Source organism: Vibrio sp. TRT 2004, from assembly GCF_050113735.1.
In the GTDB taxonomy this organism is placed as follows: domain Bacteria; phylum Pseudomonadota; class Gammaproteobacteria; order Enterobacterales; family Vibrionaceae; genus Vibrio.
The window spans coordinates 1-20391 of record NZ_JBNJOH010000042.1 but is presented as its reverse complement, the minus strand read 5'-3'; the positions used below and the strand labels follow the sequence as shown (position 1 = coordinate 20391).

Annotated in this window: 16 protein-coding genes and 1 other annotated feature; of the genes, 7 read left to right on the top strand and 9 right to left on the bottom strand. The window is 46.3% G+C overall.

Annotated elements, in window-relative coordinates:
- Nucleotides 1-366 (bottom strand): hypothetical protein, encoded by a 366-nt coding sequence (locus ACQEXR_RS15510; RefSeq protein ID WP_138973266.1) that lies wholly within the window; start codon nucleotides 364-366, stop codon nucleotides 1-3.
- A 154-nt stretch (nucleotides 367-520) separates the two neighbouring features.
- On the opposite strand from ACQEXR_RS15510, the gene ACQEXR_RS15505 reads away from it, so the two are divergent.
- The 4 genes from ACQEXR_RS15505 (at nucleotide 521) to ACQEXR_RS15490 (ending at nucleotide 8544) form a co-directional block, all read left to right on the top strand.
- Nucleotides 521-1810 carry a MipA/OmpV family protein gene (locus tag ACQEXR_RS15505; protein ID WP_427020702.1) on the top strand — a complete coding sequence of 430 codons (1290 nt, stop codon included), beginning with the start codon at nucleotides 521-523 and terminating at the stop codon, nucleotides 1808-1810.
- Nucleotides 1811-2083: 273 nt separating this feature from the next.
- Entirely contained in the window at nucleotides 2084-5974 is a 3891-nt protein-coding gene (gene hrpA, locus ACQEXR_RS15500; RefSeq protein WP_331417041.1) for an ATP-dependent RNA helicase HrpA, read from the top strand.
- A 103-nt stretch (nucleotides 5975-6077) separates the two neighbouring features.
- On the top strand, nucleotides 6078-6575 hold the full coding sequence (locus ACQEXR_RS15495) for a porin family protein (protein WP_138973263.1): 498 nt from the start codon (nucleotides 6078-6080) through the stop codon (nucleotides 6573-6575).
- A gap of 154 nt (nucleotides 6576-6729) precedes the next feature.
- Nucleotides 6730-8544, top strand: a complete 1815-nt coding sequence (locus ACQEXR_RS15490) for an ABC transporter ATP-binding protein/permease (RefSeq protein WP_427020695.1) — start codon at nucleotides 6730-6732, stop codon at nucleotides 8542-8544.
- Nucleotides 8545-8861: 317 nt separating this feature from the next.
- On the opposite strand, the gene ACQEXR_RS15485 is transcribed toward ACQEXR_RS15490, so the two are convergent.
- The 8 genes from ACQEXR_RS15485 to ACQEXR_RS15450 all read right to left on the bottom strand — a co-directional run bounded on the left by ACQEXR_RS15485 (nucleotide 8862) and on the right by ACQEXR_RS15450 (nucleotide 17431).
- The gene (locus ACQEXR_RS15485) at nucleotides 8862-10118 is read right to left on the bottom strand and encodes a dicarboxylate/amino acid:cation symporter (protein ID WP_138973262.1); all 1257 of its coding nucleotides are present in this window, start codon (nucleotides 10116-10118) and stop codon (nucleotides 8862-8864) included.
- Nucleotides 10119-10456: 338 nt separating this feature from the next.
- On the bottom strand, nucleotides 10457-11263 hold the full coding sequence (trpA, locus tag ACQEXR_RS15480; protein WP_426950304.1) for a tryptophan synthase subunit alpha: 807 nt from the start codon (nucleotides 11261-11263) through the stop codon (nucleotides 10457-10459).
- A complete protein-coding gene (gene trpB, locus ACQEXR_RS15475; RefSeq protein WP_331426986.1) occupies nucleotides 11263-12453 on the bottom strand; it encodes a tryptophan synthase subunit beta in 1191 nt (396 codons plus the stop codon). Before trpB ends, trpA begins: the two co-directional genes overlap by 1 nt.
- Before the next feature lie 55 nt (nucleotides 12454-12508).
- Complete coding sequence (gene trpCF, locus ACQEXR_RS15470) at nucleotides 12509-13936, bottom strand: bifunctional indole-3-glycerol-phosphate synthase TrpC/phosphoribosylanthranilate isomerase TrpF (RefSeq protein WP_427020694.1); 1428 nt, start codon at nucleotides 13934-13936, stop codon at nucleotides 12509-12511.
- Between the two features lie 24 nt (nucleotides 13937-13960).
- Complete coding sequence (gene trpD, locus ACQEXR_RS15465; RefSeq protein WP_138973258.1) at nucleotides 13961-14959, bottom strand: anthranilate phosphoribosyltransferase; 999 nt, start codon at nucleotides 14957-14959, stop codon at nucleotides 13961-13963.
- An 11-nt stretch (nucleotides 14960-14970) separates the two neighbouring features.
- The gene (locus ACQEXR_RS15460; RefSeq protein WP_426950302.1) at nucleotides 14971-15561 is read right to left on the bottom strand and encodes an aminodeoxychorismate/anthranilate synthase component II; all 591 of its coding nucleotides are present in this window, start codon (nucleotides 15559-15561) and stop codon (nucleotides 14971-14973) included.
- Between the two features lie 7 nt (nucleotides 15562-15568).
- Nucleotides 15569-17131, bottom strand: coding sequence for an anthranilate synthase component 1 (locus ACQEXR_RS15455; protein WP_427020693.1), 1563 nt, complete (start codon nucleotides 17129-17131; stop codon nucleotides 15569-15571).
- A gap of 125 nt (nucleotides 17132-17256) precedes the next feature.
- Nucleotides 17257-17359 (bottom strand) — a sequence feature (Trp leader region).
- The gene (locus tag ACQEXR_RS15450; RefSeq protein WP_138973255.1) at nucleotides 17306-17431 is read right to left on the bottom strand and encodes a Trp operon leader peptide; all 126 of its coding nucleotides are present in this window, start codon (nucleotides 17429-17431) and stop codon (nucleotides 17306-17308) included. (Overlaps the previous feature by 54 nt.)
- 83 nt (nucleotides 17432-17514) lie before the next feature.
- Between ACQEXR_RS15450 and rnm the strand changes: the two genes are divergently transcribed.
- The 3 genes from rnm to rluB all read left to right on the top strand — a co-directional run bounded on the left by rnm (nucleotide 17515) and on the right by rluB (nucleotide 20083).
- Complete coding sequence (rnm, locus tag ACQEXR_RS15445; protein WP_331417031.1) at nucleotides 17515-18381, top strand: RNase RNM; 867 nt, start codon at nucleotides 17515-17517, stop codon at nucleotides 18379-18381.
- Nucleotides 18382-18417: 36 nt separating this feature from the next.
- The gene (locus tag ACQEXR_RS15440) at nucleotides 18418-19038 is read left to right on the top strand and encodes an L-threonylcarbamoyladenylate synthase (protein ID WP_138973253.1); all 621 of its coding nucleotides are present in this window, start codon (nucleotides 18418-18420) and stop codon (nucleotides 19036-19038) included.
- Nucleotides 19039-19144: 106 nt separating this feature from the next.
- A complete protein-coding gene (rluB, locus tag ACQEXR_RS15435) occupies nucleotides 19145-20083 on the top strand; it encodes a 23S rRNA pseudouridine(2605) synthase RluB (RefSeq protein ID WP_138973252.1) in 939 nt (312 codons plus the stop codon).
- The last annotated feature ends 308 nt before the right edge of the window (nucleotides 20084-20391 follow it).

The window sequence follows — 20391 nt, the reverse complement described above, 5'->3', positions numbered from 1 at the left end:
CTACTCAGTGGGTGGCTCAGGGACTTCAGGGTCTTCCAGTATTTCGATGATGTCTGAGCTGGAAAGTTCATGACCCATGAGAAAAAGAGCCAGCATAGCATCTGCTTTCGTTTTCGTGTCCGAACTTTCTTCAAGAATCTGTTCAAAGCGATGGCGGATCATGGCGACTTCATGTTCGACAAAACCGCGACCTTCCTCTTCTCCCTGAGTCTCTTCTGGTGCTGAGTCGAAATGCAAAAACATCATTTCGCCATCTTGTGACGTATCAATCAGGCGCTCTGGTAGCCAGGCTTCACCTGTTACGATGTCTGGATCACTCCCTTCTGGCAGTGAATTTAATAAACTTTTTAGTTCAGATGCTTTCACAATATTTTGATTTAGTGGATCATATATACATATTTTAACGACGAATGACCAAGAAACATAAGTATTAACTGCGATGTTTAGCTAGATTTTGGCTCTCTTCGTCACTTTTGGACCAATAATGATATTTAATAAACGTCTCATTGCCTTAGCCGCGATGGCTAGCAGCATGACATCAATGCAACTGCTTGCAAGCCAAGACGCTTCAATCGGAGAACAAGATTGGGGTATAGCAGCAGTGTATCGAATGGCGTCGATTCCTTTTAATACTCAGAGTGAGGATCAGACCGTCAGCACGTTTGTTCCCCTGATGTACTTTAATAATGACCACTTTTTCGTCAATGGACTTGAAGGTGGCGCTTATCTTTACACATCGGACGACGAGCGTTACCAGTTCAATGGTTTAATGCGCTTACGTTTTGTCGATATTCCTGCGTCGGCACAAAATGCCCTCCAAGGCGATACCTTCGATTTTGGTGCTCAACTTAGATACCAAATTGACCAGCAGTGGCATCTTGATAGCGAACTGATGTCTGATTCAGATTCTCGTATTCATGCCAACCTCACGGCCTCAGGATATTATGAATTTGGCGATTGGGAGTTGGAACCTCATCTGACTGTACGCTATAAAGGTGCTGATTTTAATAGCGAGTATTACGCCTTTTCGAGGCAGGCCAATCAACAAATTGGCGCAGGGGTGGATGTTAAGCTAGGGGTAAGTGCACGCTACCATGTTTACTCCAACTTGTACTTGCTTGGCGCGACCAGTGTCACTCGTCTCGATAATAATGCTTATAACGCTTCTGCAATTAACGACCGATATCAAGGTGAAGTTTATCTTGGCTTTGGATTCTTTAATGACAAGAGCAAAGCGCCAAAATCCGAGCTAACCAACAAGCGTTATTTCAGGGTTGCACACGGTTGGGCTACGCCATCCAATATCGGTGAGATTATGAAATTTAACACCGAGAAAGATCCCTATAATAACCAACTGACTTCGTTGTTTTATGGACACCCATTAACCGATGAGATCTTTGGCGTTCCGCTTGATATCTATTTCACGCCGGGTATTGTTCACCATTGGTCATCAGACGTTCAGTCGTCAGCCACTGAATATGTTGCGGCGATTAAGGCGTATTACACCGTTGATTGGCCAACCAAATGGCGTTTTGGTTTCGCAGAGGGTGTCTCTTATATCGACAGTTTTACTTACATCGAACATGAAGAGATGAAATCGAAAGGCTACACACCTAGTAACTATTTGAACTATCTTGATTTTTCTTTTGATGTCAATGTCGGGGATCTGTTCAATAGTCGCGATTTCGATAAAGTCTGGGTCGGATACTCTTTGCATCATCGCAGCGCGATTTTTGAAAAAGCCTCTCAATACGGACGCATTAAGGGTGGCAGTAACTACAATTCCATCTACGTCCAGATCGATTTTTGATCCGAGCCGATTAGCTGGGCCAAACTCTTAAAACCGAGCGGCAGTGATGCCGCTCGGTTTTCATCGCCATAAAAACTCTAACGAGCCCATGATAGTGCTTCCTGGGAACGGTTTACTCGTATAACACTAGCTTTGTTGAGACGCTAACATGTTTGCAGAACAGAGTGGTGTAAGCCTGACGGTAAGTTGTGTGATACAATTCGCACGCTTTTGAATGAGAAATAAAAAATAGGAAATGCTTTGACTTCGTCACAGCCTAAAAAAGAGACCAACATGACTGCATCAACAAATAGCGCAGCCACGTTACGTAAAGCCCTAAATGAGTGCATGCTGCGCGACCGCTTCCGTTTGAGTAAGCGTATTTCGGGTGCCAGTAAAATTAAGAATGACGCCTCACGCTCTGCCGTGTTTGATGAGATTGCGCTTGATATTGCCAAGTCTATGATGGAAGCAGAACAGCGAGGGCATAGCTCACCAACAATCGAATACCCTGAAATCCTCCCTGTCAGCCAGAAAAAAGACGATATTGCGAAAGCGATAGCAGAGAATCAGGTCGTGATCGTTGCAGGTGAGACCGGTTCAGGAAAAACGACGCAGCTGCCAAAAATTTGTGCCGAACTCGGGCGTGGAAAATATGGTCTGATTGGTCATACCCAGCCTCGACGTCTTGCGGCGCGCTCTGTCGCTAGTCGTATTGCACAAGAGATGGAAACACAGCTCGGTGAGTTTGTGGGTTATAAAGTTCGTTTTAACGACCAAATATCTGACAATACACAGATCAAGTTAATGACGGACGGTATTCTACTGGCTGAAATTCAGCATGACCGTTTTCTAAACCAGTATGACACCATCATTATCGATGAAGCGCATGAACGTAGCCTAAACATTGATTTTATTCTCGGCTACCTCAAAGAGCTGTTACCGCGTCGTCCGGATTTAAAGATTATTATCACATCTGCAACGATCGATCCGGAGCGATTCTCTAAGCATTTTGGTAACGCACCGATCATCGAAGTGTCGGGGCGTACTTACCCTGTTGAAACACGCTACCGTCCACTTTTTGGTGATGACGATGTTGACCGTGACCAACTGCAGGGCATTTTTGATGCGGTTGACGAGCTTTGTGAAGAGGGTCTGGGTGATATCCTGATCTTTATGAACGGTGAGCGTGAAATCCGTGATACCGCTGATGCGTTAGCAAAACGCAATCTAAAGAGCACAGAAATTGTGCCTCTGTATGCGAGATTGTCAGCTGGCGAACAGAACAAGATCTTTCAGCCACATGCCGGACGTCGAATTGTGCTGGCAACTAACGTAGCCGAAACATCATTGACGGTACCAGGTATTAAATACGTGATTGACCCTGGTACCGCGCGTATCAGTCGTTACAGTTACCGAACTAAAGTACAGCGTCTTCCCATTGAGCCAGTTTCTCAAGCAAGTGCAAATCAGCGTAAAGGTCGATGTGGTCGTGTTGAGGAAGGGATCTGTATCCGTTTGTATTCAGAAGAGGATTTTAATGCTCGTCCAGAGTTTACTGATCCAGAAATCCTGCGTACCAACCTAGCTTCAGTTATCTTGCAGATGACGGCATTGGGACTGGGTGATATTGAAGCTTTCCCATTTGTCGAAGCGCCAGATAAGCGAAATGTCCAAGATGGTGTTCGTTTGCTGGAAGAGTTGGGTGCGATCAATGAAAAAGCGAAAGACCCGAAAAAACGCCTGACGCCGATTGGACGCCAATTAGCAAGATTGCCTATCGATCCGCGCTTGGCACGCATGGTACTTGAAGCGCCTAAATATGGTGCACTGAAGGAGCTAATGATCATAGCGTCTGCGCTTTCGATCCAAGATCCTCGTGAGCGTCCAAGTGACAAGCAGCAATCTTCGGATGACAAGCACCGTCGCTTCTTCCATGAAGATTCAGATTTCATGACTTTGGTAAACCTTTGGGATTACATTCAGAAGCAACAAAAGGCATTGACGGGCAACCAGTTCCGCAAACAGTGCAAGCAAGATTATTTGAACTACTTGCGTGTTCGTGAGTGGCAGGATGTCTACTTCCAAGTCCATCAATCAATGCGTGAAATGGACTTTAAACTCAATGACGAACCGGCGAGCTACCAAGGTGTGCACAGTGCGATTTTAGTTGGTTTGCTTTCTCATATTGGTATGAAAGACCAAGAGAAAAATGATTATCAAGGCGCACGTAACGCTCGTTTTCATATTTTTCCAGCCTCAGGTCTGTTCAAAAAACAGCCGAAGTGGATCATGTCGGCTGAGTTGGTCGAGACCTCCAAGCTATGGGGTCGTATTATCGCCAAGATTCAGCCAGAGTGGATTGAGCCTTTAGCGAAGCATCTGATTAAACGCAGTTACAGCGAACCACATTGGTCGAAAAAACGTGCTGCGGTTATGGCTCACGAAAAAGTGATGCTTTACGGCGTGCCTATTGTACCAAAGCGTTTGGTTAACTACGGCAACATTGACCCAGTCGTCAGCCGTGAACTCTTTATTCGCAGTGCTTTAGTGGAAGGAGAGTGGGAAACCAAACATGCTTTCTTTAAGCAAAACCGTAAGTTATTGCAAGAAGTTGAAGAACTCGAACACAAATCTCGTCGCCGTGACATTCTGGTTGACGATGATGAACTGTTTGATTTCTACGATCAGCGCGTGGGCACCGAAGTTGTGTCTGGCAAACATTTTGATACTTGGTGGAAGAACGCATCGAAACAAAACTCAGAGCTACTGAATTTTGAAAAAGAGATGCTATTTAAAGGCGATGCCAGTCATGTCACCGATCTGGATTACCCTAACTTCTGGCACCAGAATGGGTTAAAACTCAAACTAAGTTATCAGTTTGAGCCTGGTGAAGATAACGACGGTGTAACGGTTCATCTGCCGCTGCCAATATTAAACCAAGTAGAACCCGCTGGTTTTGATTGGCAAATTCCTGGTTTACGTCATGAGTTGGTGGTCAGCCTTATCAAGTCGTTACCAAAGACTATTCGTAAGAATTTTGTGCCAGCCCCTAACTACGCTGATGCATTTTTAGCACGCTCGACGCCTTTTGAGTCGCCATTGCTGGATTCATTGGAGAAAGAGCTACGTCGAATGACGGGAGTAGAAGTACTTCGCGAAGATTGGAATCTAGAGCAAGTTCCAGACCACTTGAAGGTGACTTTCCGTGCCGTTGATCATCGCAACCGCAAGCTCAGAGAGCATCGTAACCTTCATGAACTTAAAGAGAGCTTAAAAGATAAGGTGCAGGAAACCCTGTCAAAAGTTGCTGACGATGATATTGAGCAGCAGGGTTTGCACACTTGGAGCTTTGGCGAGCTACCGAAAGTTTATCAGCAGAAACGCGGTGGTTATGACGTTAAAGCGTATCCAGCGATCGTTGACAGCAAAGACAGCGTCGAAATCAAGCTATACGAAACCGAGTATGAGCAAATTTCAGCAATGAAAGCCGGTCAGCGCCGTTTGATATTGTTAAACGTACCGTCACCGATTAAATATCTGCATACCAACTTGCCAAACAAATCGAAGCTCGGTTTGTACTTCAACCCTTACGGTAAAGTTCTCGATCTCATCGATGACTGTATCGCTTGTGGTGTTGATAAATTGATAGAAGAGAAAGGTGGTTTGGTGTGGGAGCCAGAACAGTTCGAACAGCTTAAAGAGCACGTACGCGCTGAATTAGGTGACACTGTGGTAGAAATTGCTCAACAAGTTGAGACAATTTTAACAACGGCTTTTAATATCAATAAGAAGCTGAAAGGCAAGATTGACTTTACGATGGCTTTTGCCCTGTCTGACATTAAAGCGCAAATTGAAGGGTTGATTTTCAAAGGTTTTGCGACAGAGTGTGGGTGGAAACGTCTACCCGATATTCTTCGCTATATGAAGGCCATTGAGCGTCGGATGGAAAAACTGCCGATCGACCCTAACAAAGATCGTTTGCACATGCTCAAGATTGAGTCGGTCAGCAATGATTACAAAGAGCTGCTTAACAAGATACCTAAGGGTGTTGCCGTGCCTGATAACGTCAAAGAAGTGCGTTGGATGTTAGAGGAATTGAGGGTGAGTTTCTTTGCTCAGCAACTTGGTACACCATATCCGGTATCGGACAAACGAGTTAAAATGGCAATTGATGCCTGTTAGGTATGCAAATTGCATCAGTAAATATACAGTTCGGAATTTTGACAAATACGGCAGAAGCTTGCCAGCCTAAGCTTCTGCAACTTATAACTAGAGAAGGTTTATTATGAAAAAGACACTACTCGCGCTAGCTCTGATTGGCGCATCAGCTACAGCTTCTGCGGACTCTTGGATTTACGGCAGCGCAAGTGTGGGTCAAGCGGATCTGGGCAATGAATCATCAACCTCGTACAACGTTCACGTTGGTACAGGCATTCTTCCATTCATCGGCTTGGAAGCGGGTTACCAAAACTTTGGTGATTTCGACAATGTGAATTACGGTGGTGTAGTACGCGATCTTGAAGGTTCAGCTGTTTACTTCGCAGCAAAACCAAGCATCGATTTTGGTCCGCTTCACATTTACGCAAAAGCGGGTATTCACTCTTACGAACTGACTGGCCGTAATAGCGATTTCAAAGAAGACGAAATTGACATGATGTACGGTGTTGGCGCTGAGTACTTTGTAATGGGTCCAATTTCACTAGGCGCAAGCTACAACGTATTCTCAATGAAAGAAGAAGACGTTAAGAACTTCTCTCTTAACGCGACTTTCCACTTCCTATAATCAATAGGATAGAATGACTTAAAGCCTGACTCCGGTCAGGCTTTTTTTTGCCAACTCGATAGGGAAACGGTTTCTATCTTTACCAACTAGCGATAGTCTAGTGAGGCATTGTTAAGCGAACCCCGCTGCAATTTGATAATCACAAGGCCGTGTTATGCAATCGCAAATCCCAGTTCGTAACGATTCAGCATCGACAGCGACGTTTTCAAAACCTGACAACAAGAATCTCAGCATATTGCTAGAGTTAATGACCTTCATCAGACCATATAAGCTCAAAGTGGCGGCGGCGCTGATTGCTCTCGTTTTTACCGCCTCGTTGACACTGGCAGTCGGCCAAGGGGTAAGAGTATTAATCGACCAAGGATTTGCTCAGCAGTCGATTGAAGAGCTCAATAGCGCGATCGTTTTTATCTTACTTATCACACTGCTCATTTCCGTGGGGACATTTTTCCGGTTTTATCTTGTGTCATCAGTGGGTGAGCGCGTCAGCGCCGACATCCGCCTCGCGGTGTTTAATCATGTTATCACGCTACACCCGAGCTATTTCGAGACCAATGGCAGTGGTGACATCATGTCTCGTATCACCACCGATACTACCTTGTTGCAAAGTATCATCGGCTCCTCCTTCTCTATGGCAATGCGCAGTGCGTTAATGTGTGTGGGAGCAATCATCATGCTGTTTGCCACCAACATCAAACTGACTTTGATCGTGCTTGCTAGCGTGCCTTTTATACTGGTGCCAATCCTATTTTATGGGCGCAAAGTTCGTACATTATCTCGTCAGAGTCAGGACTCGATGGCCGACGTAGGCAGCTACGCTGGAGAAGCGATTGAACAAATAAAAACCGTACAAAGCTACAGCCGAGAAGCCCAAGAGACAGCTTTTTTTGCCAATCAAGTTGAACGTGCTTATTCCATTGGTCGTAAACGGGTAAAGCAGCGAGCGATACTCATTTCTGGCGTTATCGTCATCGTTTTCAGCGCGATATCGGGCATGTTGTGGGTTGGCGGTAGCGATGTGATTAACGGGGCAATGAGTGCTGGCGATCTCGCTGCATTTGTCTTCTATGCCATCATGGTGGCATCTTCACTTGCCACGATTTCAGAAGTGATGGGGGAGCTACAACGCGCCGCAGGTGCAACGGAACGTTTGATAGAGATTCTTCAGGTAGAAAGCCACATTACCGCGCCTGCTGAAACTAAGCTGATCCCCGTCAAACTCAGCGCCGATGTGACCTTCGAGGCAGTTAACTTTCATTACCCTTCAAGACCGGATCAAGCGGCACTGAGCCAGCTCAATTTAGCCGTAGAAGAAGGGAAAGTACTCGCTTTGGTCGGGCCTTCTGGCGCTGGCAAAACGACGCTGTTCGAACTTCTCCAGCGATTCTATGATCCTCAGAGTGGACGAGTAACGTTAGGGGGAGTCGATGTGCGTGATTTCACGCCGAGCGATTTGCGCCAAAGAATGGCGTTGGTACCTCAACAGCCAGCCCTTTTTAGTCATGATGTTTTTCACAATATCCGCTACGGCAATCCTCAAGCGACGGATGAGCAAGTCATCGCTGCCGCTAAACAGGCGCACGCTCATGAATTTATTGTCGATTTGCCACAGGGCTATAACAGCTTTTTGGGCGAGCGGGGCGTACGCCTTTCGGGCGGGCAACGACAACGAATTGCAATCGCGCGAGCGATTCTAAAAGATCCCAACATTTTGCTGTTAGATGAAGCGACCAGTGCACTAGATAGCGAGAGTGAACATCACGTTCAACGCGCATTGGAAGAACTAATGCAAGGGCGCACAACCATCATCATTGCTCACCGTCTCTCGACAATCAAACACGCAGATAAGATTGCGGTACTTGATCAAGGCAAATTGGTTGATGTTGGCAACCACGACTCACTGATGAAGAGTTGTGAGCTTTACCAGCGTCTGGTTGAGCTGCAATTCAAACACCTTCACCGACAATAGTTATGCTTGGTTTAAGCCTGTTGATTGAGTTTGCACGTATACAAGGGTAAAACCCGCAGAGAAGTATTATGGCGACAAAACAGAGAAACATACCTACACACAGAATATCGCGCTTTGGCAAGCTTGCCTCTTTAGCCACGCGTGTCGCCGGCAACGTGCTGAGCGAATATTCATCGTCTTGTCACGCCATATCTGACACTCTAAGTGAGCATGAAATCATAATGTTCTGGTCATAGCTTCGCAGGTTCTCAAAGTATGACAGACACAAAAAAGCCACTCTTTTGAGTGGCTTTCTATTAACTGAATATCGAGAAGCATCAAGCTTGTTGCTGTTTCATCTCTTGTTGTGCTTCTTCTTCAATAAGCGCGTCGACGATAACCGCACACGCTGCATCACCAGTGATGTTAAGTGCTGTACGAATCATATCGAAGATACGGTCTAGAGCGAACAGTAGCGGTAGACCTTCAATTGGAATACCAGCAGCCAGAAGAACAGCGACAACAAGGAAAGAAGGACCTGGAACACCCGCCTGGCCAACCGCACCCAGTGTAGAGGTCACGATGATCGCGATGTAAGCGCCGATACCTAGGTCGATATTGAATAGCTGAGCAAAGAAGATTGCCACTAGACCGTAGTAAATTGCGTTACCAGACATGTTGATGGTTGCACCTAGAGGCAGAACAAACGACGCGGTAGAGTTTCTCACACCAAGTTCATTTTCAACGGTATCCATTGTTACAGGAAGCGTCGCCATAGATGACGCTGTTGATAGTGCAACCGCTTGTGGTTTCTTCATAGCAACAAGGAATTTTTTCGCTGAAGTCTTAGTGAAGATATGCACCATTAATGGGTAAGCGATGAAGCCGAAGATCATGATAGCGGCAACGTAAACAACGAATAGTTTGAAGACGACCATTAGCGCGCCAAAACCAAACGTACCGACCGCTTCAGCCATCAGACCGAATACACCAATTGGAGCAATGATCATGACTTTGTTGATCATCCATACCATTGCATCAACAATACAGTTCACGCCATTCATGATTGGTTCGCGACGCTCTTTTGACTGCTTAGAAATTGCAATACCAAAGAACATACAGAAAACCAGAATCTGAAGGATGTTTGCTTCGTTAAGTGATTGGAAAACGTTAGTTGGGATCATACCAGTAATGGTTGCCCAGAAAGTAGGTAGCTCACCTTTAGAAGCGTATTCTGCTGAGAACATGCCTTCAACGCCTGATACGTCGATGCCAAGTCCAGGTTTGAATACTTCACCCATAAACAGCGCAAGTGCAACGGCTAATGCTGAAGTTAGACCGAAGTAACCTAAAGTTACTAGACCCACTTTACCAGCAGACTGGCTGTTACCTAGGCCTGCCGCACCTGAGATCAGGGCAACCGCAACTAAAGGAATAACCAGCATTTTGATTAGGTTAATAAAAATCGCACCAAGTGGAGCGAACATGGTAGCGCTGTCACCCATGAAGGCACCAACGGCAGTACCCAGGATCATGGCAATAACGACTTGTACGCCAATGTTGCTTAGTAAATTCTTTTGTTTTAACACTTCCATAACCTCTGTGCTAAGAAAATTTAAATTCCTAGAATTACCCACCAAGAGAAAACTTGTAATTGGATAATAATTTCGTCGTGAGTTGTACACTTAATTTTTACATTTAGCAATATCGAACAGGGCATGTTGAACGGATTATTCGATGATTTATTGACGAGTGCTAATTTTTTGCTCAATAGCAACCGTTTGCTATTTGGTGTGGTGATGGTTTGGGGTGAAATGATTGCTTGTTGCGGCTGTTTAGCAGTGGCAACAAAGGGTGTGGTTTGTTAAAAAAAAGATCAGCTTTTTATGCTTGATAAGAAGCTGATCTCATAGAAGTTTAGATGGCTAACACGTTACTTATGTGTTGCTGACTTCATTGAAGAAACAAAGTTTGCCAGTTGATTTAACATTTGTTGTGGGTCATCAAGGTTATTTTCGATGATTTTGACCACCGCAGAGCCCGAAATCGCCCCCGCAGCACCAGATTCAATCGCCTGCTTTACCTGAGCGGGTTCTGAAATACCAAATCCTAGCAACGCTGGTGGCGCATCAAAGCGTTTTAGTTTCTCTAGCATGTCACCAACGGGCATGTTGGCTTTGGTTTCTGCACCAGTAACACCAGCTCGAGAAAGTAGGTAGGTATAGCCACCACCCAATTGAGAAACTTGCTTAAGCGTCTCGTCACTCGCTGTTGGCGGTGCGATAAAAATTGGATGAATGCCAAACTTTTCAGCCGCAGCGACAAACTCGCTACTTTCGTTGGTCGGAACGTCTGCGATAAGCACAGAGTCAATACCTGCATTCGCGCAGCGTTGGTAAAAGTTATCTATTCCACGTGAGTAAACTAGGTTCGCGTACATAAGCAGACCAATTGGTAGATCTGGATATTTGCTACGAATCTTCGCGATCATATCAAAGCAGATATCAGGTGTTGCACTCGCCTCAAGAGCACGAATGTTCGCCCCTTGAATGGTAGGACCGTCTGCCAGAGGATCTGAGAATGGAATACCTAACTCAAGGGCATCTGCACCAGACTCAACCAAGGTTTCCATGATTTTGAATGACTGCTCAGGATTAGGATCGCAAACCGTTACGAACGGAACGAAAGCACCTTGATTGGCATCGTTTAAGCGCGTGAATAGCTTTTCATAACGGTTCATTAGATCGCTCCTTTTTGTTGCAGAATGTCATGGACAGTGAAAATATCTTTATCGCCACGGCCAGAAAGGTTTACCACAAGTAATTGTTCTTTTTCAGGGTTTTCACGTGCCATTCGTAACGCGTGAGCTAATGCGTGAGATGATTCTAACGCCGGAATAATCCCTTCGTTACGTGCTAGCTCTTGAAATGCTTCCAGCGCTTCATCATCCGTTACGTTATCGTATTCAGCTCGACCAATAGCGTTCAAGTAAGCATGCTGTGGACCTACAGAAGGGAAGTCTAGGCCGGCAGAGACAGAATACGACTCTTCAACTTGGCCATGCTCATCCTGCATCAAGGGGGCTTTCATACCAAAGAAGATACCTGTTTTACCATGTTTCAGTGGTGCGCCATGTTGGTCAGTATCGATACCCTTACCAGCAGGTTCAACACCGATCAGGCGAACACTCTCTTCTTCAATGAAATCGGCAAACATCCCAATAGCGTTTGAACCACCTCCGACACAGGCGATGACCGCATCTGGGAGGCGTCCTTCACGAGCCAAAATCTGGTTTTTGGTCTCTTCACCGATCATGTGTTGGAACTCGCGCACTATGGTTGGGAATGGGTGAGGGCCTGCCGCAGTGCCAAGGAGGTAGTGTGCTTCTTCATAACTGGCAGACCAGTCACGCAATGCTTCGTTACAAGCGTCTTTGAGCGTCGCTGAGCCAGAGTGAACTGGAATGACTTCTGCACCCATAAGTTTCATGCGGAATACGTTAGGGCTTTGACGTTCGACGTCTTTCGCACCCATGTAAACACGGCACTTGAGACCAAGCAATGCACATGCAAGAGCGGTAGCAACACCGTGTTGACCTGCACCGGTTTCCGCGATGATTTCGTGCTTACCCATGCGTTTTGCCAGCAGGGCTTGTCCTAACACTTGGTTAGTTTTGTGTGCACCACCGTGCAGTAGATCTTCACGTTTTAAGTAAAGTTTGGTTTTGGTGCCTTTGGTTAAGTTACGCGTCAAGGTCAAGGCAGTCGGACGGCCTGCATACTCTTGGAGCAGAGACATGAATTCGCTTTGGAACTCAGGGTCTTGTTGTGCGTCGATAAATGCTTGTTCAAGCTGATCCAGAGCTGGAACGAGAATTTGTGGTACATACTGACCACCATATTCGCCAAAGTAGGCATCAAGTTTTGCCATGGTGTTTAATTCCTTTAATTTTGTCCAACGTGAAGCAACTCACGTCGCTGATAATTTAGTAGTTTCTAATCGCAATAAAAGCTTGTTCGAGTTTGTCTGCGTCTTTTTTACCCGGGGAGTGTTCCACGCCTGAGTTAAGATCGAGTCCAAGGCATCCTTGCTCGGCCGCTTTTTGAGCGTTGAAAGGAGTGATACCGCCCGCGAGCATGACTTTGGATGGGTCGCCAATTAACGACCAGTCGAACACTAGGCCAGTCCCGCCAACTTGCGCACCGACTTTGGTATCGAGTAAATGGCGGTCGATGTTTTCACTCAGTAGGACAGGAACGGATTGACTCACACCATACGCTTTCCAAATTTCTACTTGTGGTGGCAGTGCGGACTTGAGTTGATTTACAAATGCTTGGTCTTCACTACCATGCAATTGAACAGCGGCTAAACCCAGTTCACACACGGTGTCGACTATGGTTTCTAGACGGTGATTTTGGAACACGCCGACATAATTGAGCGGGGCTCCGCTCATTGTCAGACGTGCGCTTTCCTGATCGACGTAGCGTGGAGACTGTTCAACAAAAATTAATCCGCCAAAAACGGCACCAGATTGATAGGCTTTCGCGGCATCGTTAGGGTGGGTGAGCCCACAGACTTTGTTCTCGCCCATGGTCACTTTACGAACTGCAAGTTCTAAGTCATCTTCAGCCATTAATGAACTGCCAATCAAGAAACCATCGGCATATTGGCTAAGGTCACGAACTTGTTGATGAGTATAAATTCCTGATTCAGAGATAATAACGGCATCAGGTGCGAGCTCACGGATGGTTGGAGCAAGTTGTTTGGTACGGTTCAAATCCGTTGTAAGGTCGCGTAGGTTACGGTTGTTAATGCCAATCACTTTTGCGCCTAATGCGACAGCACGTTGCAACTCTTCCTCATCGCTAACTTCGGTCAGGACACCCATATCAAGAGAGTGAGCGACTTCAGCTAACTCAACATATTCGTTGTCATCCAATACCGATAACATCAGCAGGATGGCATCAGCGAAGTAGTGGCGTGCAAGGTAAACCTGATAGCGATCAATCATGAAGTCTTTACACAGAATAGGCTGCTTGGCTTGCTTCCTCACCTGAGGTAAAAACTCAAAGTTACCTTGGAAGTACTTCTCATCAGTCAGTACTGAGATTGCATCCGCATGGTTGTTATAAACATGAGCAATGTAATCTAGGTCGAACTCTGCACGGATTAAGCCTTTAGACGGAGATGCCTTCTTACATTCCGTAATAAAGACGGTTTTTTGTTGATTGAGCGCCTGATAGAAACTGCGATCAGATGCAACCAGTGTATCTTTGAAGGAGGCTAAGGGTTGGGCTTGCTTACGTTCAGCGACCCATTGATGCTTGTCTCTAACAATTTTTGCCAATACTTCTGCCATCTCAGCTTCTTTCACTGAAACGTGCTCGGATAATTTATCTTTCACCTGAGTCATTGTGCTTACCTTGTACTGCCGTTGTTATGCATGTGCTGCGAGTTGCTGAACTAACTGATACGCCTTACCGGAGTTCATCGCTTCGATGGCTTGTTGTGTGTTTGCTTTGAGATCTTCATGACCAAATAAACGCATCAAAAGCGCCACGTTGACGGCTACAGCACCTAACTGAGCGTCGGTTCCCTTACCAGTCAGCATATTGGTAATGATCGCACGGTTTTCTTCAGGAGATCCCCCCTTGATCGCTTCAAGAGGGTGCGCCTCAAGACCAAAGTCAGCTGGTGTCAGGCTGTACTCATGGATCTGACCATCTTTAATCTCAGCGACGGTGGTTTTGCCATGAATCGCCACTTCATCTAAGCCGCTACCGTGGACAACCGCGGCGCGTTTCATCCCCATCTGCAACATGGTTTCTGCGATAGGGCGAACCAGCTCCTCACTATAGACACCCATCAGCTCAATGTTAGGGCGAGCAGGGTTAATCAACGGGCCCAAAATGTTAAAGATGGTTCGAGTTTTCATGGTTTGGCGAACAGGCATTGCGTGGCGAACACCAAGGTGGTATTGCGGCGCAAATAAAAATGCTACGCCTAGAGTATCGACCGCAGCTCGCGTGTCTTCGGCACTCATTGCTAAGTTGATACCGAATGAATCAAGCAGATCTGAACTGCCTGATTTACTAGAGACACTGCGGTTGCCGTGCTTTGCCACTTTTAATCCACATGCCGCTGCCACAAATGCCGCTGTGGTAGAAATGTTGATTGTGTCGTGACCGTCTCCCCCTGTGCCGACGATGTCAGCAAAGTCGTAGTCTGGGCGTGGAAATGGATTGGCGTTAGCGAGCAAAGCCTTAGCAGCGCCAGCGATCTCGTCGGGTGTTTCACCTTTGATTTTCAGAGCGGTCAATGCTGCCGCCATTAAAATAGGGTCTAATTCGCCGCGAATAATCACGTCAAATAACTGCTGGCTCTCTTGCTGAGTTAACGACTGCTGTTCGTAGAGCTTACTAATAATCTGTTCCATGATTCTCTTCCTTATTTATTGTTCTTTTCTAGAGCCCATTCAATGGCATTCGCAAGCAATGTTGCGCCATATGTTGTCATGATTGACTCTGGGTGGAACTGGAATCCACATACCTTGTCTTGTTCTTGTACTACAGACATAACCAAGCCATCAACCTCTGCGGTAATAGTCAGCGTTTCAGGCACCTTGGTTGCGACAAGTGAATGGTAGCGTGCAATCGCCAATGGTGATGGCAGTCCTTGGTAAGTCGCATGGTTTTCGTGCTCCATCATCGAAACTTTACCGTGGATGATTTCGCCAGCGCCCGCGACAATGCCGCCGTAGGCTTCCACAATGGCTTGGTGCCCGAGACAGATGCCAATCATTGGCACCTTACCTTTTAAGCGCTGAAGAATCTCAGGCATCGAGCCAGCTTCAGAGGGGGCGCCCGGCCCGGGAGATAAGAGTACGACGGGATTGTCGAGTTCGGCAACGGCGCTTTCAATCGCTTGGGCAGAAATGCTATTGCGGTATACCGTGACCTGATGCCCAAGAGAGCGAAATTGGTCGACCAAGTTGTAAGTGAACGAATCAAAGTTGTCGATGAATATGATATTTGCCATCTCGATGCTACTCCTTGTGTGCTGCTTGAATAGCAGAGATTACTGCTTGTGCCTTGCCACGTGTTTCATCGGCTTCGCTTTGTGGGTCTGAATCAAATACCACCCCTGCGCCAGCCTGAACCTGTGCAATGCCATTTTCAACGTACGCAGAACGAATAACGATACAAGTATCCAGCGTACCTTCGCCCGTTAGATAGCCCACCGCACCACCGTAACTGCCACGTCGGGCTTGTTCGACATCGCGGATTAACTGCATTGCGCGAATCTTAGGAGCGCCAGTTAGTGTTCCCATATTCATGCAAGCCTGGTAAGCGTGTAGGGCATCCAAGTCATCGCGAAGTTGCCCAACCACGCGAGACACTAAGTGCATGACATGGCTATAGCGATCAACCTTCAACAGATCGGCAACGTGACGTGTACCTGGTTGAGAGATACGTGCTACGTCGTTTCGTGCTAAGTCGACTAGCATCATATGCTCAGCGTTCTCTTTTTTATCGGTACGCAGCTCAAGTTCAATTCGGCTATCGAGATCGAAATCAATCTCTCCGTTTGCGCGTTTGCCACGACGACGAGTACCGGCAATAGGGTATATCTCGATTTGATTGGTATGAGTTTCGTATTTAAGTGCGCTTTCTGGTGACGCGCCGAACAGGGTAAACAACTCATCTTGCATGTAGAACATGTAAGGACTTGGGTTGCTTTGCTTCAGTGCTTTGTAAGCGGCAAGAGGCGACGGGCAAGGTAATGTGAAGCGGCGAGAAGGTACAACCTGAAACACATCTCCCTTGACGACATATTCTTTGAGGTCGCGAACAATCTGGCAGAAGTCTTGATCAGATATACTTGGTGTCGCGGTGGTATCGCTGACCAACGTCGCTTTTGGTAATGGCTTGAGCTCTGCACACTGTTGGCGGATAGAATCAAGGCGTTGCTCTAGTTGAGTTGGATTCGAAGTGTCCGCAAATAGTGTCGCTTGCAGTTCACAAGATTGCTTCTGATGATCGACCACGAGCAGGGTTTCGGCCACATAGAACACATAATCTGGGCATTGATTCGTCGCTTCTGCATCGCCTAAGGGTTCGAAATTCGCCACAAGATCATAGGCAAACAGACCGCCGATAAAAATGGCGTGTTTGTGTAGCGAGTCAATATCAAAGCTATGTTGAATCAAACGTAAGGCATCAAATGATGAGGCCTCACGCAGACGAGAATCCTCGTCAATCGTGTCACAAGGCGTTGTAAAATTGAGGACCAACTGATTGCCATCAAACGAGTGTTCGATATTCGCTTGGATATTGTTGGTGAGGTGAGTAAGTAGGTTTTTACCGTTCTCCGTTAAGGCTGTCATGGTCACGGTATGGCCAAAACAGACAATGCGAACAGCTGAATCTACGATAAGCAGACTTTGCAGATCCTGTTTCGAATCAATTTCTGCCGACTCTAACAGTAAGCTATCACTTTTGTGTTCACATAAGGTGTGAAACAACTGTGTTGGATCTTCGGCATAAGGTGCGGTGGTTCGAAGCAGTTCGATAGCGCCTAGCTTTTTGATTTCAATGGCCTTGTTCACCAGACCTCCTTATCTCTAAAAATAGTTTCCTGCCTACATAGTCGCATAAAGCGCACAGTCGCCCAATCAAGTTTCGGTTAAATTTGTCCATTGTTTGAGCAGTTAGATGTGAGACAGATTACAAAACAAAAAAGCCCGCTTCGGCAGCGGGCTTTTGAACATGCTTTTCACTTATTAAAAGTACACGTTAGCCCACCAAGAACTTGTCCAAGTGCGCCACCAAGCAAGATCTACTGCTCTATTATTAATAGAGTGAGCAGTAACTTTTGCTTTTTGCTTTTGTTGGATGTCTTGTAACATAGTGAGCCTTAAATCAGGTACTTCGTATTTGTGTACTAGTTAACTAGTGCAGAGGTAAAAAGTCAACCAAAAAAACTAAAATTATGCGAATTGATTTACATAGTCACACTACAGCCTCAGACGGACGATTACCTCCCAATGAATTAATCGATAGAGCATTGAGCTTTCAGCTTGAAGTTTTAGCGATCACTGACCATGACACGGTCGATGCACTGGAGCCTGCACATCAGTACATAAAGCAAAATAATTTACCGCTGACACTGATCAACGGGATTGAAATTTCCACTGTGTGGCAAAACAAAGATATCCATATTGTTGGATTAAACATCGATCCCCACTCTCAAGCGCTCACTGACTTGATTGAGCAGCAAAAGAAGCATCGAGAAGGTCGTGCGGAACTGATCGCCAGCAGGTTGGCTAAAGCCACTCGAGAAGGCGTGTTGGAAGAGGTGAAGGTTATTGCAGGCGACGCACCAATTACCCGAGCGCACTTTGCCAAATGGCTGGTGGATAACCAATATGCGAAGACCATGCAGCAGGTTTTTAAAAAGTACCTAACTCGTAACAATCCAGGGTACGTGCCCCCAACATGGTGCTCGATGAAAGACGCGATTGACGCGATTCATCAAGCCGGAGGGCATGCGGTACTCGCGCATCCGGGGCGCTATGATCTAACGGCAAAATGGATCAAGCGTCTGTTAACAGCCTTTACTGAAGCCGGTGGTGACGCGATGGAGGTCGCACAGCCGCAACAAGCTCAACAAGAAAGGCGCAACTTGGCAGATTATGCTATACAATACAAACTATTAGCTTCGCAAGGTAGCGACTTCCATTATCCATCTCCTTGGATGGAGCTAGGTCGAAATTTATGGTTGCCATCGGGTGTTGAACCCGTATGGAAGGATTGGGGCATTGAACCTTCGGCAACAGATTCAGCCCATATTGAATAACTATAGAGTCGAGAGACTCGATAATGAGGAATTACAATGAGCCAGTTTTTTTACGTTCATCCAGAAAACCCACAGGCTCGCTTGATCAATCAGGCTGTAGCAATCATTCGTAACGGTGGGGTAGTGGTTTACCCGACCGATTCAGGCTACGCACTTGGTTGTCAGCTTGAAAATAAACAAGCATTGGAGCGTATCTGTCAGATACGTCGCTTGAACGACAAGCACAACTTTACTCTATTATGTCGTGACCTGTCAGAGATCTCTTTATACGCTCGAGTAGACAACACGGCATTTCGTCTACTCAAGAATAATACACCGGGGCCTTACACTTTTATTTTTAAAGGGACTAAGGAAGTACCACGTCGCCTAATGAATGCAAAGCGTAAGACGATCGGTATTCGTATTCCAGACAACCGCATTGCGCTTGATCTACTTGAAGCGTTAGGTGAACCATTGATGTCGACTTCTCTTATCCTACCGGGTAACGAAGTGACGGAATCTGATCCAGAAGATATCCGCGATAAGTTGGAACATGCGGTTGACTGCATCCTTAACGGTGGTTATTTGGGTGAACAACCAACCACTGTGGTTGATTTTAGTGAAGACGAACCTGTGATTGCCCGTGTGGGTACTGGAGATCCTGCACCGTTCGAGTAATCAAAAGTACGTGATTTTTAGCACACTTTTTGCGATAATGTGCGACCGCGATTTTTGGTCGCACTTGTTTATTCGACGTCTGAGAAGACGACACATAGGTAGATAAATGAACGAAAAACTACAGAAAGTATTAGCCCGAGCTGGTCATGGCTCTCGTCGCGAACTAGAAGCTTTGATTAAAGCAGGTCGCGTGAGTGTGAACGGTGTCGTTGCTAAGCTTGGTGAACGACTAGAAGATGAAAACGCAGTTGTGCGTATCGATGGTCATACTGTTTCTGCTAAAGCGCAGGAAGAAGTGATCTGTCGAGTACTCGCATATTACAAGCCAGAAGGTGAACTGTGTACTCGTCATGACCCAGAAGGTCGTCGTACTGTATTTGACCGTTTGCCTAAAATCCGTGGCTCTCGCTGGATTTCAGTTGGCCGTTTAGATGCCAACACATCAGGACTTCTGCTTTTCACAACAGATGGTGAATTGGCAAACCGTTTGATGCACCCAAGTCGTCAAGTAGAGCGTGAATACTTAGTACGTGTCTTCGGCGAAGTAACGGAACAAAAAGTGAAGAATCTAGTTCGCGGTGTTGAACTAGAAGATGGTATGGCGCGTTTCGAAGACGTTGTTTACGCGGGTGGTGATGGTATGAACCACACTTTCTACGTAGCCATCAACGAAGGTCGTAACCGTGAGGTTCGTCGTTTGTGGGAATCTCAAGATACCACGGTTAGCCGCCTTAAACGTGTACGCTACGGTGATATCTACCTAGATAAGAAATTGCCTCGTGGCGGCTGGATGGAACTGGATCTTAAAGAAGTAAACTACCTACGTGAATTGGTAGAACTTCGTCCTGAACGTCAAACGCTTCTTGATGAGAGCAAATCAAACTCATCACGTAAACGTGAGCGTTCACGCAGCCAAAAAATCCGTCGTGCGGTTAAACGTCACGAAGAGCGCGTGAACAGTACTGGTGGGCGTAGCAACAACCCATCACGTCGTAAACCGAAGAAAAGCTCAGGTCAGCAAGGTGTTCGTAATAAACAGCGTTAATTGAACGTTGAGATTTTAAAACACAACTCCTATCACTTACAGTGGTTTGAACGCACTGGATAGCGAACCATACGCTTACAAACGGCCCTCAATTGGGGCCGTTTTTCGTTCTATCGTGTTACAGCCAATACCCGCTATCAGCCAAACGACCGATGCAGCAGGCAGTTACCCGCTCATTGGATGTATCGGACGGCGGTTGAGGTTAAAGTACAGCGGTATCGAGCCTTCCATCGACCCCTCTGTAGCAGTGGGGTATTTTCTGATTTTTCATCATTTGTGATGGTTCACAGTCTCCTCGGTGCATTTCT

Excerpts from the sequence above, each read along its gene's own strand:
- ACQEXR_RS15505 (WP_427020702.1), top strand. The coding sequence starts at position 521 with ATGGCTAGCAGCATGACATCAATGCAACTGCTTGCAAGCCAAGACGCT.
- hrpA (WP_331417041.1), top strand. The coding sequence starts at position 2,084 with ATGACTGCATCAACAAATAGCGCAGCCACGTTACGTAAAGCCCTAAAT.
- ACQEXR_RS15495 (WP_138973263.1), top strand. The coding sequence starts at position 6,078 with ATGAAAAAGACACTACTCGCGCTAGCTCTGATTGGCGCATCAGCTACA.
- ACQEXR_RS15490 (WP_427020695.1), top strand. The coding sequence starts at position 6,730 with ATGCAATCGCAAATCCCAGTTCGTAACGATTCAGCATCGACAGCGACG.
- ACQEXR_RS15485 (WP_138973262.1), bottom strand. The coding sequence starts at position 10,118 with ATGGAAGTGTTAAAACAAAAGAATTTACTAAGCAACATTGGCGTACAA.
- trpA (WP_426950304.1), bottom strand. The coding sequence starts at position 11,263 with ATGAACCGTTATGAAAAGCTATTCACGCGCTTAAACGATGCCAATCAA.
- trpB (WP_331426986.1), bottom strand. The coding sequence starts at position 12,453 with ATGGCAAAACTTGATGCCTACTTTGGCGAATATGGTGGTCAGTATGTA.
- trpCF (WP_427020694.1), bottom strand. The coding sequence starts at position 13,936 with ATGACTCAGGTGAAAGATAAATTATCCGAGCACGTTTCAGTGAAAGAA.
- trpD (WP_138973258.1), bottom strand. The coding sequence starts at position 14,959 with ATGGAACAGATTATTAGTAAGCTCTACGAACAGCAGTCGTTAACTCAG.
- ACQEXR_RS15460 (WP_426950302.1), bottom strand. The coding sequence starts at position 15,561 with ATGGCAAATATCATATTCATCGACAACTTTGATTCGTTCACTTACAAC.
- ACQEXR_RS15450 (WP_138973255.1), bottom strand. The coding sequence starts at position 17,431 with ATGTTACAAGACATCCAACAAAAGCAAAAAGCAAAAGTTACTGCTCAC.
- rnm (WP_331417031.1), top strand. The coding sequence starts at position 17,515 with ATGCGAATTGATTTACATAGTCACACTACAGCCTCAGACGGACGATTA.
- ACQEXR_RS15440 (WP_138973253.1), top strand. The coding sequence starts at position 18,418 with ATGAGCCAGTTTTTTTACGTTCATCCAGAAAACCCACAGGCTCGCTTG.
- rluB (WP_138973252.1), top strand. The coding sequence starts at position 19,145 with ATGAACGAAAAACTACAGAAAGTATTAGCCCGAGCTGGTCATGGCTCT.